General features: G+C 40.3%; 18 protein-coding genes. 8 read left to right on the top strand and 10 right to left on the bottom strand.

From position 1 onward, the window contains the following. Positions 1-93: 93 nt before the first annotated feature. A complete protein-coding gene (locus RE474_RS12130; protein WP_309310621.1) occupies positions 94-1,116 on the top strand; it encodes a hypothetical protein in 1,023 nt (340 codons plus the stop codon). Here the strand turns inward: RE474_RS12130 and RE474_RS12125 are convergent. Further along, entirely contained in the window at positions 1,113-1,319 is a 207-nt protein-coding gene (locus RE474_RS12125; RefSeq protein WP_309310620.1) for a hypothetical protein, read from the bottom strand. The genes RE474_RS12130 and RE474_RS12125 overlap by 4 nt on opposite strands. A 532-nt stretch (positions 1,320-1,851) precedes the next feature. On the opposite strand from RE474_RS12125, the gene RE474_RS12120 reads away from it, so the two are divergent. The 4 genes from RE474_RS12120 to RE474_RS12105 all read left to right on the top strand — a co-directional run bounded on the left by RE474_RS12120 (position 1,852) and on the right by RE474_RS12105 (position 5,291). Continuing rightward, entirely contained in the window at positions 1,852-2,598 is a 747-nt protein-coding gene (locus RE474_RS12120; protein ID WP_309310619.1) for a polyphosphate polymerase domain-containing protein, read from the top strand. A 1-nt stretch (position 2,599) separates the two neighbouring features. Next, complete coding sequence (locus tag RE474_RS12115) at positions 2,600-3,295, top strand: DUF4956 domain-containing protein (RefSeq protein WP_309310618.1); 696 nt, start codon at positions 2,600-2,602, stop codon at positions 3,293-3,295. 18 nt (positions 3,296-3,313) lie between these two features. After that, on the top strand, positions 3,314-4,549 hold the full coding sequence (locus tag RE474_RS12110; protein WP_309310617.1) for a carbohydrate-binding domain-containing protein: 1,236 nt from the start codon (positions 3,314-3,316) through the stop codon (positions 4,547-4,549). A 91-nt stretch (positions 4,550-4,640) separates the two neighbouring features. After that, the gene (locus tag RE474_RS12105) at positions 4,641-5,291 is read left to right on the top strand and encodes an HAD family hydrolase (RefSeq protein WP_309310616.1); all 651 of its coding nucleotides are present in this window, start codon (positions 4,641-4,643) and stop codon (positions 5,289-5,291) included. A 54-nt stretch (positions 5,292-5,345) separates the two neighbouring features. Here RE474_RS12105 and RE474_RS12100 read toward each other — a convergent pair whose 3' ends face one another. The 7 genes from RE474_RS12100 to RE474_RS12070 all read right to left on the bottom strand — a co-directional run bounded on the left by RE474_RS12100 (position 5,346) and on the right by RE474_RS12070 (position 12,619). Then, positions 5,346-7,256, bottom strand: a complete 1,911-nt coding sequence (locus tag RE474_RS12100) for a beta-CASP ribonuclease aCPSF1 (RefSeq protein WP_309310615.1) — start codon at positions 7,254-7,256, stop codon at positions 5,346-5,348. Between the two features lie 100 nt (positions 7,257-7,356). Next, complete coding sequence (psmB, locus tag RE474_RS12095; protein ID WP_309310614.1) at positions 7,357-7,986, bottom strand: archaeal proteasome endopeptidase complex subunit beta; 630 nt, start codon at positions 7,984-7,986, stop codon at positions 7,357-7,359. Between the two features lie 94 nt (positions 7,987-8,080). Continuing rightward, a complete protein-coding gene (locus tag RE474_RS12090) occupies positions 8,081-8,599 on the bottom strand; it encodes a TIGR00295 family protein (RefSeq protein WP_309310613.1) in 519 nt (172 codons plus the stop codon). After that, a complete protein-coding gene (locus RE474_RS12085; protein WP_309310612.1) occupies positions 8,596-9,093 on the bottom strand; it encodes a transcription factor in 498 nt (165 codons plus the stop codon). Before RE474_RS12085 ends, RE474_RS12090 begins: the two co-directional genes overlap by 4 nt. A 104-nt stretch (positions 9,094-9,197) precedes the next feature. After that, positions 9,198-10,391 (bottom strand): ATP-grasp domain-containing protein, encoded by a 1,194-nt coding sequence (locus RE474_RS12080; RefSeq protein WP_309310611.1) that lies wholly within the window; start codon positions 10,389-10,391, stop codon positions 9,198-9,200. Between the two features lie 16 nt (positions 10,392-10,407). Continuing rightward, on the bottom strand, positions 10,408-11,457 hold the full coding sequence (locus tag RE474_RS12075) for a 60S ribosomal export protein NMD3 (protein WP_309310610.1): 1,050 nt from the start codon (positions 11,455-11,457) through the stop codon (positions 10,408-10,410). 100 nt (positions 11,458-11,557) lie between these two features. Then, positions 11,558-12,619, bottom strand: a complete 1,062-nt coding sequence (locus RE474_RS12070) for a DUF362 domain-containing protein (protein ID WP_309310609.1) — start codon at positions 12,617-12,619, stop codon at positions 11,558-11,560. 336 nt (positions 12,620-12,955) lie between these two features. On the opposite strand from RE474_RS12070, the gene RE474_RS12065 reads away from it, so the two are divergent. Genes RE474_RS12065 through RE474_RS12055 form a run of 3 tightly spaced genes read left to right on the top strand, consistent with a single transcriptional unit; the run spans position 12,956 to position 13,513 of the window. After that, positions 12,956-13,126 carry a hypothetical protein gene (locus RE474_RS12065; protein ID WP_309310608.1) on the top strand — a complete coding sequence of 57 codons (171 nt, stop codon included), beginning with the start codon at positions 12,956-12,958 and terminating at the stop codon, positions 13,124-13,126. Between the two features lie 49 nt (positions 13,127-13,175). Beyond that, on the top strand, positions 13,176-13,343 hold the full coding sequence (locus RE474_RS12060; RefSeq protein ID WP_309310607.1) for a hypothetical protein: 168 nt from the start codon (positions 13,176-13,178) through the stop codon (positions 13,341-13,343). Beyond that, positions 13,334-13,513, top strand: coding sequence for a hypothetical protein (locus tag RE474_RS12055; RefSeq protein WP_309310606.1), 180 nt, complete (start codon positions 13,334-13,336; stop codon positions 13,511-13,513). Before RE474_RS12060 ends, RE474_RS12055 begins: the two co-directional genes overlap by 10 nt. Before the next feature lie 41 nt (positions 13,514-13,554). On the opposite strand, the gene RE474_RS12050 is transcribed toward RE474_RS12055, so the two are convergent. Together RE474_RS12050 and acsC are read right to left on the bottom strand one after the other, a co-directional pair. Then, positions 13,555-13,902: a hypothetical protein gene (locus RE474_RS12050; RefSeq protein ID WP_309310605.1), complete on the bottom strand. Its 348-nt coding sequence runs from the start codon at positions 13,900-13,902 to the stop codon at positions 13,555-13,557. A 155-nt stretch (positions 13,903-14,057) separates the two neighbouring features. Continuing rightward, complete coding sequence (gene acsC / locus RE474_RS12045) at positions 14,058-15,467, bottom strand: acetyl-CoA decarbonylase/synthase complex subunit gamma (protein WP_309310604.1); 1,410 nt, start codon at positions 15,465-15,467, stop codon at positions 14,058-14,060. Between the last annotated feature and the right edge of the window lie 2 nt (positions 15,468-15,469).

The raw sequence follows: 15,469 nt of genomic DNA, 5'->3' as shown, positions 1-15,469 counted from the left end.
GACGTTAACATAAAGACATCCGGTAAAAATTACAGGACAATAATGAAATATAATGCTTTCAATTATTCCCCATTCAATTGTTCCTGTGATAATATGAAGAAAATATCATTTTCTAATTTCCCTTATTTCCCCTATAACAGTTCATCTGTAAGCAGATTCAAAAAGGCATTTCTTGTTTGCCTTGCATTGACACTCTGCACCATGATAATGCTAACACCGGCCCTGGCCCTTTCTTCTGACAATGAGACATTGCCCGCCGAATCCATTATATCCGAACAGGGAAACGTTTCCGAATACAACCACCTGATAGAAGTAAGTCTTCTGAATACGGGATACGTTGTTGTCAGCGAATCTATGGTGTATCTTATAGAATCTTCCGGGAACCTGGACTCTAAGCAAACTGAAATAAAACTCTGGATACCCGAAAATGCTGAAATCATGCAATTCCAGACCACAGATATGGCAGGTAGTAACTCTGTCATGCCGGTAAACTTTACAAGAGATGGAAATTACCTGTATTTCTATTCAGAAAAGAATGAAAGTTCCAGTGCTATGCCACTCCTTTACGGTATAAGATATGTGCTTCCCGACACAGGAGATCAAGTTCTTCGAAAGGTCATTTACAAAAATGGAGAACTTGAACAACCAATATCCAGACTTATTCTCACAGTGTACCATGATGATAACACAGGCATTAGCCTCAGTTCTGAAAATGGAGCATTGCTTACAGCGGATGATACCTTAATGGAAGCAAATTACAGTTCATACGTCTGGAACACACCTGAATTCAATGAATTTACAATTACCCGTGAAGAAAAGGACCTTGTACAGGATACTGCAACATCTGGCAATAACCTTGTAATCCCGGTATTAATTGTTATTTTGATTGTAGTAGCAGCCGGATATTATTACATGAGAAAAAATAGTCCTGCAAATTCAAAAGACATCAATGAACTGGAAGATCTCTATGAAGCAGAGATGGCAGTGCTTGATCGAATAAAAAAGGACAGGAAAAACAATAAACTCAGCCAGGAAGAGTTTGATAAACTTGAGAAAAAGCACAGCGAAAGTGCATCAAAGATTAAAAAAGAAATGGAGAAGCTGAAAAAGACCTAATGGTCCTCATATACTTTTTCTTTTTTCGGCTCAAACTCTGCGATATCGGCTGTAAGCCATCCGATATCGTAACTCTGACCACAACTTGGGCATATCAGTCCAAGTCTTGCTTTCCCATCTTTTATTTCCTTAACACATACATGGAAACCACGCTTATAGCCACAGTTTATACATTCCCGAAAATAGCTGTCTTCTGAACCCATAATTAAAATTCGGAACGCTGGAATAAATCATTATCGATATCAAAAAATGATATATTTGACTCTGAAAAAAAACTACTTTCATTTTTATCTGCATATTACAGTCCACATGAAATTATCCAAATACATCATAATTATTTATGACTTTTAAAAACTATTATCGTTGATTTTTAGGTTATTATCCAAAATGAAGCTTTATAATACATTTGAACAATTAAATATCAACTATTATAGCTTTATTTATGTTTCAAACCTTTATTCTCTTTCAATCTGAAATTAAAGTTTTATTTCACCTTTTTTATTGCAAGTATCTTTATATTTGCATTTGACAATCCCCGAATTGTAAGATCGCATGTTAGCGTAACATCAACCACCATCATCACCAACCACCAACAATGTACCACCATACATATCGTACACCAAATAACATGTGATCTTTCTTACATTCACAAATTCATGTCGTCTACCACCAAAAAATCATCTTGTAAAAATCAAGAGATTATTGTAGATGATTAAAATTACAAGGAGAAAAGGAATGGAACCTATTCGAAAGTTCAATCGTTTTGAATTAAAGTATCTGCTATCAATGGAGCAGACACGCGAATTTAAACAGCAGATAGAGGCTTACATGCTTCCTGATCAATATGCATGGAATTCAGGGGACTACGTAATCTCAAGTCTGTACTATGATAGTCCGGATCTTCAATGTTATTGGGAAAAGGTTGATGGACTAAAATTCCGGAAAAAGCTTAGAGTTCGTATATACGAAACTGAAGAGAAAATGACAGAAGATTCCATGGTATTCGTCGAGGTCAAACAACGTTACGATAAAACAATACAGAAGCGCAGGATTGCAATAACTTACAAGGATGCTATGACACTCTGCGACGAGCATCGTCTCCCCGATGAGTATGATGAAAGAGACAGACCCGTCATGGAAGAGGTTCTGGGAATGATCGAGGAAAGAAACCTCCAGCCAACACTCATCACAAGTTATTTCAGACACGCGTATACTGGAACGGATTATGACAACGGCCTGAGGATAACCTTTGACTCTAACATAAGATACAGAGTCAATGATCTGGATCTGGCCTCCAAGAATCCTGGAAGATATATAGTATCGCCTGATCGAGTGATCCTTGAGATCAAAGTCAATGAGAGAGTTCCTTACTGGCTTACAGAACTCATCGCCCAGAACAACTACAGACTCGTCAGAATAAGCAAGTACTGTACAGGACTGGATGTGGCGAACGAGTTCCCGCAAAGAATTGAGGTTTACTAAAATGGCAGTAGATATTGAAAGTCTATTGGATTTCGAAGACTTAAGCGGAACCTTCACAGCCACCGACGTTTTTGTGGGTCTTGTATTAGGTTTTATATTATTAGCAGCCATCGGATGGCTGTACAAACGCACGCACAAAGGAACATCCTACACCCAGAGTTACGTCCACACTCTCATCATGATGGGACTGATCGTAGATGTCATCATGCTCATTGTGGGCTCGAACATTGCACGTGCATTCTCACTTGTAGGTGCATTGTCCATCATACGTTTCAGGAATGCAGTGAAAGAGATCCGTGATATCGGTTTCATATTCTTCGCTATGGCGATCGGTATGGCAACGGGTACAAAATTCTACATGCTGGCGATAATAGCAACCTGTGTGATTGGTGCCCTTATCTTCATAATGTTTGAATTTGACTGGTTTGCAAGACCTGCCATGAGCCAGATACTGAAAATCCAGCTTGATAAGGATGTTGATTTTGAAGAACTATTTGACAGGACATTCGTCAAATACACACAATCAGCAGAACTCATAGGAATAGATTCAGTCCGCTCAGGAACAGTGACAGAACTTGTCTACAGCATAATACTCAAGAAAAACGCCAACAAGCATGAGTTCATTCAATCTATCAAAAGTCAGAATGGAAATCAGAAAGTGTTCCTGATAACCGGTTACAACACCACAGACCTATGAAATCATAAGAGGGAAAAAATGAAAAAGTATATTTTGATAGGGGGAGCTTTACTAGCCTTGCTACTTATTTTTTTAAGTAGTGGAGGAAGTATTGTCTCCACAATTACAGAAGAAAGTAATAATGATCTAAGTGGTGAAGGAAGTATTGTCTCTACTATTACAGGAGAAAGTAATGATGATATTTCGATATATTCAGCAAGCTCAGAATTTACCGACAGGGATCTGGAACAAGAAGCAGATCTGGAAGATGCAACATATATAGAAGTGGATTCAGACACTGATATTACAATTTCTGAAGAAGGGGTTTATGTAATAAGTGGCGAGGCTACTGAAGTTACTATTTATGTAGATGCACCAGATGAAAGCAAAGTCCAGATCGTTCTGGATGGTCTGAATATCGTTAATGAGGACATGCCAGTTATCTACGTTAAGTCAGCGGACAAGGTTTTCATTACTACCACAGATAGTGAGAATTATATGGAAACAGCAGGGTCTTTTGTTAGCGATGGAGATACAAATCTCGATGCAGTCATATTTTCAAAAGATGATTTAGTTTTCAATGGTGTCGGCTCTTTAGAAATCGTTTCGTCGGAAAACGGAATTAGTAGCAAAGATGATCTTAAAATTACTGGAGGAACTTATTATGTTACTTCAGAACTGGATTCTTTTGAGGCTAATGATAGAATTCTGATCTACGATGGAACATTTGATGTCAATTCTTCAAAAGATGCTTTCCATTGTGAAAATGATGAAGACGATAGTTTAGGGAACATTTACATTTACAGTGGAACGTTTGAGATCTATGCAGCTGATGACGGGATAACCGCTGCCGGATTCATACAGATCGATGGTGGAAATATCACAATTACAAAAGCTTCTGAAGGAATTGAAGCGACCTATATCGTGATCAATGATTGTAACATTGATATTTATGCGACCGATGATGGGATCAATGCTGCCAGGAAAAGTACTGCTTATGATGTTGAAATTGTCATTAATGGCGGTACCATTAACATAGAGATGGCTAGCGGAGATACAGATGGAATTGATGCAAATGGCACGGTAACCATTAATGATGGTTACATAACGATCACATGTAATTCCGGAATCGATGTAGATGAAGAATCTTACATAAATGGAGGAACCGTAATCGTAAATGGCGTGCAGATATATGAGATACAAGCAGAGATGATGGACGGCGGTGGAATGCATGGAGGAGGAAATATGCCGCCAGGAGGAGGAATGCCAAGATAATGTAAGTATAAAGTGTGACTTTATACTGTTTTTTTTAGAAACATTGGGTCTATCCACAATGTTTATCAGAAAACATCTTCAAGAAAGACCCATGTTAAAAGGAATTGTTTTTGACTCTGACGGAGTTCTGGTTAACTCAATGCCATTTCATGCAAAAGCATGGGTTGAAGTTTTTGCAGATTACGATATGGAAGTCACCGAAGAAGAAATCTATGAGATCGAAGGGTCGAATCACGTAGGAGTTATCAACATCTTTTTTAGCAGGGCTGGAAGGACACCGAACCCTGAGATATATGCTGAAATACTCGAAAAGAAAAGAGCACATTTCCTTGAAAACAATCGTGCTGAAGCTTTTGAAGGCATGTATGAATGCCTCAGTTCCCTGAAAAACAAGTTTAAACTGGCAGTAGCATCAGGTGCCGACAGGACAATTGTTACATCACTTATGGATAAGTTCTATCCCGGAATATTCGATGTCATTATTTCCGGAGAAGATGTTAAAAATGGAAAACCTGACCCGGAACCATATGAAAAAGCAATTGCAAAATTAGGTCTCAGTAAAGATGAGTGTCTTATTGTAGAGAATGCACCCCTGGGTGTTGAATCTGCTAAGAATGCAGGTGTTTTTTGTGTAGGAATTCCGACCTATCTTGATGAATCTAAGCTTAAGGAAGCTGATTTTGTAGTTAGGAATCATTCTGAACTTATTGAGTACCTGAATAGTCTTGCTAAAGAGCAATAAATGTAATCTGAAAAACGAAAAACAAGAAAAATAAAACAAAAAAAGATTGTACGGTTATACCAACCGTACTGTTTCAAGATTTGTAAGTGCTTTTGTCTCCATCTTGTTCTTTTTATGGATGGAGCTTGCAAGGTCTATGCATGAACGCTCATCACCGTGTTCGGTATAGACTCTTTCCGGGCGTGGCTTCATCTTCTGGATATAAGACATAAGCTGCCTTCTATCAGAGTGACCTGAGAAACCGTCAACAACCTCTACATTCATATTCATTTTTACAACATGAGTACCTTCTCTTGTAGAGATTGGTATTTCCTTCCATCCTTTCTGGATCCTTCTACCAAGAGTTCCATCTGCCTGATAACCTACGAAAACAAGCGTATTATTCTCATTCTCAGCAAAAGCCTTGAAGTATTCAATAACAGGACCTGCATTCATCATACCTGATGTGGAAAGAATCACACATGGATGTGGTTCCTCAATGATCTTCTGGCGAAGTTCATTAGAATCAACAGGCTTGAAGCACTCTGAAAGGAATGGGTTCTGTCCTTTCTGGAAAATGAGTTTACGCAAATCATTGTTAAGATACTCTGGATATGTTGCATGGATCGCAGTTGCTTCCCATATCATACCGTCCAGATAAACAGGAACATTTGGTATGATTCCCTTGCGGATTGCATCTTCAAGAACGATCATTACTTCCTGGCTTCTTCCTACTGCAAAGGCAGGGATCAGAACAATTCCATCGTTCTTCAATGTAGAATTAACAATGTTCTGCAGGTTTTGTTCAGCTTCCTGAAGTGAAGGCTGTGTTGCATTGGAATTTCCATAAGTAGATTCCATGATAACACTCTCAACACGTGGGAATTTATTAACTGCAGCATCAAAGAGTCTTGTCTTCTCATACTTGAAGTCACCAGTGACAACAACATTGTGAAGACCATCCCCAATATGGAAATGAGATACAGCAGAACCAAGAATATGTCCTGCGTTGTGGAATGTAAGTTTGATATCAGGAGCAATGTCAGTTACTTCCTCATAATCAAGAACAATTGTATGTTTCAGTCCTTCCCTGACATCAGCTGAAGCGTAAGGTGGCCTCTTGCCTTCCTTTGCAGCTACATCGATGTAGTCAAGCTGAAGGAGTGCCATAAGATCCCTTGTTGGAGGGGTACAGTAAATTGGTCCTTCAAAACCATACTTGTAAAGAAGTGGCACAAGACCCTGGTGGTCAAGGTGAGCATGTGTCAGTACCACCGCATCAATCTGGTTGATCGGGAATGCTTCAGGCACATAGAGATAAGGAGTCATGTTGTCATCTGAACCAACATTAACACCACAATCGATCATTATACGGGATTCTGGAGTGGAAATGATAAAACAGCTTCTTCCTACTTCCTTTGCACCACCAAGAGAAGTTACCCTTACCCATTCATCTTTTGAAGTGCATCCCCTGTGGATCTTCCTTCCAACTGATTTGAGGATGTCCTTTCTTTCTTTATGATTAGTACGCATGAACTCACGTATGTTCTGCACAGTACGTGATTTAATAGGTGGAGTCCTCACGACTTTCGGGGTCCATCCTATCTTTTTAGTTATCTCTCTTAAAGTCTCGCCGTGTTTTCCAATTACAAGACCGGGTTTTTCAGCTTCTATTATAACCTCGCCTACATCAGGATCGAAGTGATAATTAGAAACACCGGACTCTTCCGGAACGGTCTGCAATATTTTATCAATTGATTCCTCAGGAGGAATCAGCACCTTTGGATCAGGACGTACAACAATACGAGTCCTCAGTGCCTTTGCCAGATTCCTGACAATATTACCGTTATCTGCAAACTTTTTAGGCTCTTCTGTATAAACAACTAGCTGGGGGCCTTCAAACTCAACACTAGAAATAGTAGTACCGCTAGGTAGTTTTTCTTCTATTTTCTTCTTCAAATCAGATAGTACTTCTTCTACCGCCATTAAAACAGCCTTCCTTATAAAAAAGTGAAAAATGATATAGTTAAAAAAACTATATTGAAAATATTAGTTAAATGAGAAATTAAATGATCGTTGAACTTATTTAGAATTCTTCTCTCATTTTCTTAACTTCATCCATATCAAGTCTTGTGTATTTGTCCTTTGTAATTACAACCACGTCAATGTTCTCACCTGATGCAGAGTCTCTCTTCATTGCATTGTGAAGCGCTCTTACAGCCAGTTCAACACCTTCTTCTGTGGACATATTCTCTCTGTACCTGTCCTCAAGTACACCATATGCAAATGGAGAACCTGATCCTGTAGATACAGCTTTTGTTTCTTCTATACTTCCACCAAGGGCATCAAGTGAATAGATCGAAGGTCCGGTCTTGTCATATCCTCCGACAAGAAGCTGTACCATCAAAGGATAGTACCTCTGTCCACTGAGCATGTTGGATAAGAGTGTTGTGAGACCCTTAATGGTCATGGACTCCTTACGCCTCATTTTGTACAACTTGGACTCCACACTCATGACCCTTACAATCTGCTGTGCGTCTCCCACGGAGCCTGCAATGGTCATTGCAACTTTTTCATCGATCTGGTATACCTTCTTTGCAGTTTTACTTGCAATGAAATTCCCCATTGTTGCACGCTGTTCGGTTGCAAGAACAACACCGTCTTTGCAAACTATCCCTACAGTGGTTGTACCCGTGTAATGTTTATCATTAACCATTAATATACCTCATACAAAAATGAGAAAATAAATTTGAAAAATGCGCTATGCATTATATGCATCAGTTACCCATTAGCAATTTTTATATAAATATTTATCCCTTGCCAAGCATAATATCGATTTCCTCAGCAAGTACCTTCACACGATCGATGCTTTCCCTGCTGAGTTCTTTCTTCTCCATTTTACGAATACGCCTGTCAATGGATATTCTCTCAGTACCAACTAAAAGGTTATCAGCATGGGCCACTATTTTCTGTTCCAAGGTCACGGGAATGTAATCGTCATCAGGAAGATGCATATTCTTTGCTTCATCCCGTGAAATTCCTGCACCTATATGTCTTTTGATGATCTCCTGAATTTCAGGTTCAAGACCATAAGACCTTGCCAGTTCAGCACCAAGAATAGCATGATCAATACCATGGCTTTGAGATCTGCCAAGATCGTGAAGAAGAGCGCCTATTTCAACTAAAGATAGGTCAACATCTTTTCCCCGGGATTTTATCCCGGCTGCTATCTCCAGAGCAAGATCAGAAACTGCAATGCAATGAGCTATAACTTTTTCACTGCAACCTGATTCTGCAAGGATAGTAAGAGCAGCCTCACGGGAGATCATTTTTCTCTGTCAAGGAATGCAAGACGTTTTTCTATCTTTTCAATAAATCCGGAATTGTCCTCATACATCATATCCTCACCACAGTCAGGACAGAGGAACTCACATTCAGTAGCTTCATTGAAATTCATACGCATGCAACCTTCCGGACAGCCATAGAAAACATTTTCCTCTTCGAACTTTACCCTGGTCCTGAGGTTCTTTACAAGTCTTTTCTTCTCTTTAAGAAGTTGAGGCCCTATGTCAGTCATATCAAGTGTCCAGAGGTAAGTAAGCCACCCACTACTGGAGTCTCGCTCACGCCTGCATATTGCAAGCTTGTTCTCATTAAGGATAAAAAGGGTTCTTCTGACAATGTTAAGCAAAATCCCTGTCGCCTCAGCTATTTGTTCATCTGTAACTTCGCCTTCAGGCATATTCTCGATCATCTGCAGCCCGTCTTCACCCACCAGCCGAACGAGATAACCTCTGACAACCGGATCATTCAAATCTATCAAAAAATTTCACCTCATGATGTGCATGTCTAATGCAATTTAATTAAATATTAATCTTTGCCTGGAAATTCTGCCCGATACAAAACATCAATACCTGTTTGAAGTTCTTATTCAGGATTCAGTAAATTCAATGATTCACGTATAAACGTGACGCTATCTTTCATCCCACGAATAACTTCATCGCGATCATTTCCTGAATTCAGTACAGATATAACAGGTTCATTTGGCCCGATAAACTGACCTGCAACCGGAACATCACATACATTCCTTTCAAGTAACATATCCCTAACAGCTTCTGTCATTACCATTTTCCTGTCCGAATACAGAATACATCGTCCAGCATACTTATTCGCATTGCCATTTCCTTTTACACCCGGGATTTCGGCAGATATATCAATAATTCCTTCAAATGCTTTCAGGTGAGATTCCAGAAGGTTGAGACCAGTTGCCATTTCAACTGAGTCAAGACTTCCCTGGAAACGTGCATTCACTTCTATGACAATAGGCCCTTTCTCAGTAATTATAAAATCAACACCATTTGAACCCACAAGCCCCAGTTCAAGTATCAGGTTTTCAGCAATCTGCTTCATTTCCGATGCATACGGAGTCTCAAAAGGAGTTATGTTACCACAATATGCAAACGGCATTTCAGTAAGCCAGGATGTGCCTATAAGCTGTTCATTTACAACGATTGCAACAGCCCTGTCCCTTGTAGACAAGACCGAAACACTTGCCGGAATACCATCTACAAACTCCTGTGCTATTATTTTACTCTTGCCTGGTGGTAGTCCCGCCTCCTTCAACCTGCTATACAGGACTATGAGATCATGAGAATTATTGACCTTCATGTTGAATATCCCGCCTCCTGAACATGCAGGCTTTACCATTAAAGGAAACTCTAATGCTCCAATCTCATCAAGAAGCACAGTTTCTGGATGAGCTATTCCCCTTTTTTTCAGAAAAATAGAAAATAAGTGTTTGTCAGAGACCTCTGCCATTATCCGGGGATCATTTCCGAGAATCCAAAATGGAAGTCTTTCAAGACCTATCATCTCAAAGCCGGAACCAGGAATAATAGCATCAAATTTCACGTCAAAACTTTCTATCAGATCTGAAACATCAGCCAGACTAATTCTGCTCGCATCAAAACTTTCACCAATATCCAGTTTAGCAAAACCTTTTGCACATTGTTGCAGGTCATAGTCACAAAAAGCATCGATGGAATACATGTTGTATCCGGCCCTTGAGCCGGAACAAACGATATTACGGGTGCTGAAACCAATCACAAGTATGTTTTTCATAATCCCACAAACCAGATCATGACAGATCGGCAATAGCAAGAAGACCTTTTTCAGTCTTAACAACTGGTATCTCGCTTCCTGGCTCTGCAGAGAACATTACGGGTTTCTTAACTGTTACCGTCTCATACGTATCAGGATCAAGTAACATCAAATCGTCATTCTCTATTGCAACAAGCATTGTTTTTGGAAGGTCCTTTCTCTTTGAAATTAGTGTTGCTCCCTGCAGCTCATCAGGAGTAGTTGTAAAACGAGCTCCGGTCTCAACATCCATTCCGGTCACATTTTTAGAGAACTTCCTTATCTCGATGATCTTTCCCTTGTATTCAATAATATCATGTGGCATAAATTCAGGAAGCCTCAGGGAGAAGGTTATACGATACACATCCTTTCCATCTTTTCTTCCCTGCAAAGAAGCAGACTCGGTGAAGCTGCCACCAAGACGGGAATTTATTTCCTTGCAGATATGCCTTGCAGCATTGGAAGAACCGACATAAAGATCAGTCCCTTCCTTGATCTCCAGTGAACTGGATATGAAAGCAAGCCTGTCGCCTTTATTTACAAGCCTTTCAAGAACAGTGTTAGCTATATTGATGCATTCCTGTTTCTCATCATCACCCGGAATACGATTGGTTGCACGAATCTGAATGATAGCCTCAAAGTATCCACCGGATATGCGGCTGCACATATCACAGGATTCGCGAAGAACACGAACCTCTGTTTCAAGTTCCTGATGGAAACTCTCATCAAGTAACAAGGCATCGACTTCAATATGCACCTTATACATGTAAGGCGTAAGTGCCCTTGGCTCAATATATATCTCTATGTCCTCTGCCATCTCATGCACAAAGAGAGCATCCTCTGCTGTATGAATGACTATCTCTTCAAGACTTCCCTGATCCACCCATTTGTTCTTTACGTTACGAGCACCGCAGGTAGGACATAGCTTTGCATGAAGCACAGGCGCTATTTCAGCAAGAGTGAAGTTCTCCAGAAAACACTCCTTGCATTTTCCCTGAAACAGTTTTGTCGTCGGTTTTCCGCATTTGGGACATACGGTATTGTTCATCGGCTCTGATACCATGCTTAATTAGATATTGTTTTCGCTTAGATATATTTCTGTTCTTGCAGATTTCCGGTGAAGCTCTGCTTCTATGGCCTGAGTTAATTCATTTGCGCACCAAGTAGTATTTCATGCTTCCTGCACCTATCTTCTCAGCATATTCCAGATGAATCATAGGGTCTATTCCCCATACGTTGTTGACACAGCTTCCTCCGTCATGCTTCATTCTTTCATTAACAAGATCAAGGCTGGCCTTATCAAGAGCAACCGGATCCTTAGATGCAGTAATTCCAACATCACCAGCAAACACTGGAGATGAGAAGTTAAAACAGTCACAACCCGGAGTGAGATCAAATATCCAGTTTATGTATCCTATCTTATCGGGAAGGAGCTTTACGGGGCCATAAGCCGCCTCACCAAGTCTTGCCTGCATCTTCACCGGGAAATCTGCTGGAGGGACTATTGCACCAAAGTTGCAACTTTCAAGGCATGAAAGTTCACCACGGCACTGGTCGTAATTAACACTGGCTTTGTCGTCATTTACAGAAACTGCATCCCATGGACATGCTTGTACACATTTTCCGCATCCTACACATTTACCAACATCAATAGCCGGACTGGCTACTTTATGCACCACGGTTTTCCCGGCTTTGTCCAGACATCCCATTCCAAGATTTTTTACTGCTGCACCAAAACCTGATGCAGGATGTCCTTTACAATGAGATATCACTATCATTGAATCTGCATTTGCTATCGCAGATGCAACTGTGATACTGTCAAGTACCTCCCCGCCGATGTCAACTGAAACAGAGTCATCTCCCCGAAGACCATCTGCACAGATAAAGGGAGCACCCATAGTACCCATAGTGAAGCCGTTGGTGGCTGCCGTATATAGAAGGTCTGCAGCATTGAATCTTTTACTGGTGTAAAGTACGGTAGAATCAGTGACAAAGGGGATACCACCTGCTTCTTTAACAAGGTCTACCACCGTTTTAACTATCACAGGACGAGTGTAGGTTGTGTTCCCCAGTTCTCCGGGATGTATTTTGATGGCAACGATATCGCCTTCGGAAACTGGCGATATTGACGGGAAAAGGTCAGTTATCTGATCGATCTGGGTATTCATCGGACCGATATCCTCTGCGGCTTTGAAAAAGACTTGACTCATGAATAATTCTCCAGTATAGGATTTGCGATCTCACTATTTATACATAATTCAATTCTGTAAAAAGACCAGTTCTTTTATATATAATAATAAATAATAATAAATATATTAAACAAGTGTTGGCGCAGGAATGAGAAATTGCCCCGTGACAGACGTAACACAAAGTGAAAATAATCCTTAAAAACGCAATTCATCGATCATAGAATATGTTTACAACAGAATATGCCCCAAACATATGAGCCTATATAGATATCACATATATACATAGATTATATGCATCTTGTATATATCAATGCATGGAGTATTATAGCTTGAGAAGAGAAAAAAGGAGAGAATATAATGAAAAATATTAAAAAGTGTACGGACATGTATGTAAGTAATGCAAATATCACAACTGGTGCATCTGAAACCAGTCTCAAGCTGATAAAAAACGGCCAGTTTAGAAACAATATGGATGAAGATGATATAGATTTTGCACGTTTCATGATAGGTGGAATGGGTGCGAAATAAAGGCAGACATATCGGCCTATAATTGCCAATTTTAAGCGTGGGAGAAACAATGAAACAAGAAGAGAACCTGTGTTGTGAATTTTGCAATACCGAACTTAAAAGACAGCTGATAGGATCGAATGTATTCTACTACTGTAAGGATTGCGGAAGGATTACTTCCGCAAAAGATCTTGTTACGATCAGAATAAACGATGACGGAGTGAAAGCATGTGTATGATAGAAGAACTTGGGTATTCTGAAGAAAACAAAAAAATCTACTGTACAAGCTGCATTATTTTCCAGAAAACAGGAAAATGTGAATTCCTGAATTATCTTGAATCTAAAATTACTGCAGATATTAACAAGGAATATTTCCAGGAAATATTGATCGACGATTGCGGTTTTTAATTGCAGTTTTTAATTCCAGATTAAACTGCAGTCAATTTATATTATTCTATAAACCAGTCTACGTAAGCAAGCAGCTCTTTTTTATCCCAGTTATCCAGCTTGTGAGGACTATCTTTGCGGGTTCCGCCAAAGACATCTGCTTTTTGGTTATCATCAAGAACATGAACTTTATATTGTCCTTCCTCACAATCACGTATAAAGTAACCAGAACTTATTGACTCTGATTTTTTCCACATGCTTATTTTAGAATAATCCCACAAACAGTTTGCCCATTCTGCCATCTTTTCAATGTGCTCATCTTTCACATCCTCAATGTCACCCATAATGACACAATGCATCCCGTTACGTGTAAGTTCAATGCTGTTGTGAGTTCTTACAATCAAGTCCATTTTATCCCAGATAAAACGACATACAAATAATATAATAATTTTTTGTTCAGAAACCATCATTTAAAATAAAATCAAAATAGCGAAATAATAAGCAAAAAAGTGAAGAAAAGATGCTATGCAAAAATTATAGCATCTTAATTTTTAGATATATAGTATTATTTCTTCTGTGGTGGCCAGTTCTTTTCCATCCAGCCAGGGATCCTACCGGAGTCTGCAGGACCTACCATCACATTAGCACCTGTTGCGTCTTCCACATCACCCTGCAGACGTGCTGCAAGTCCCGGGATGATGACAGTGTTGTGGCTTGTGTCCTTCTTAAGGTCAAAGCCTGAATCCTCGATTCCCTTCTTGATCTTCTCGGCGGTAAGCTGTCCACCGGCTACTGCGGCCTCTACACCGATACCATCGGTATCGATTGCCCAGAGGAAACAGTCGATCTTGTTGGATGCAATATCACTCTCTACTGTGTAGTAAGTAAGAGCGAAGTTGGTTGTGACCAGAACCGGTGAATCTGCAGTTGGCTCTCCTACCTTGTACATTCCAGGATCTACTGTAACCGGCTTTCTTGGGTCAGTGTAGATCGTGTCACGGATGTGCAGTTCAGGCAGCATTGCATATGGTTCTGTGCTGTGAAGGATCATTATGTCACCGTACTTGATGGTGAATACTGAAGCAACCACTGTTTCCCAGTAAGATGCACTTACAGGATCATCGTGTGCCATCCATGCTGTAAATGGAACTGCCATAATTGGGTAAGCGATCTCGCGGTCACCGTCAATTCCAGCTCTGCGTACCTTGAGGAAGTTTGTAAGGGTCTGTTTGAGCTGCTTGCCGGTTGGGAATGTTCCCGGATCGAGTACAAGTTTCTCGGTACCCATTTCTGCAAAGGTCTTTGCCAGTGTCTTGAGCATGTCAAGATCATTTGGTGCAAAGAGTGTTACAGGTACATCGTACTCAAGTGCAAGTTCCCCGACTTCTTTCCAGTTGTCCTTGTTTGCTGCGTAGAGCAGTGGGTTTCTTCCCTTGGATGCCTCAAGACCAGCCTTTAAGACTGCAGGGTCGAATGAACAGAGAATGATTGGCAGGTCTGTTGTCTCAACGACCTTCTTGACTGCTGCTGCAAACTTTGCAGGGTCCTTGGATGTGCAGCGTACTGCAACCATGTCGACGGTGAGGAAGTTTCCTACATAGAACTTCTTGAAGTCCTGGATGTACTTTACCCTCTCAACGAGGTCTTTCTCATCCATGCTATCGGTTACATCGTATGCGTATGCTGTCTGGTTGAAGAATGTAAGTTTGTGCCTGTAGAGAACATCATCTCCACCGATCTTTACGATCTTGTCACCGACACCGATCTCGACTTCCCTTATCTCAGGAGCAAGGAGTGCATCGAGCTCTTCATACTTCTTCTTGAATTTTGCTTCAAGGATTGGCTTACAGTCGGTCAGTTTGTGTGACCTGTCAATAAGGTGTGCTGCAAAGGCCATACATGTAGCTTCACCACATTCACCACAGTTGGTGGCTGGCAGGAATTTGTAAGCTTCGAGTGGACTGTTAATTTTCATTT

This window comes from Methanolobus sediminis, from assembly GCF_031312595.1.
Lineage (GTDB): Archaea > Halobacteriota > Methanosarcinia > Methanosarcinales > Methanosarcinaceae > Methanolobus > Methanolobus sediminis.
Note: the sequence above shows the minus strand (reverse complement) of the source record. Positions and strands in the feature narration are given on the sequence as shown.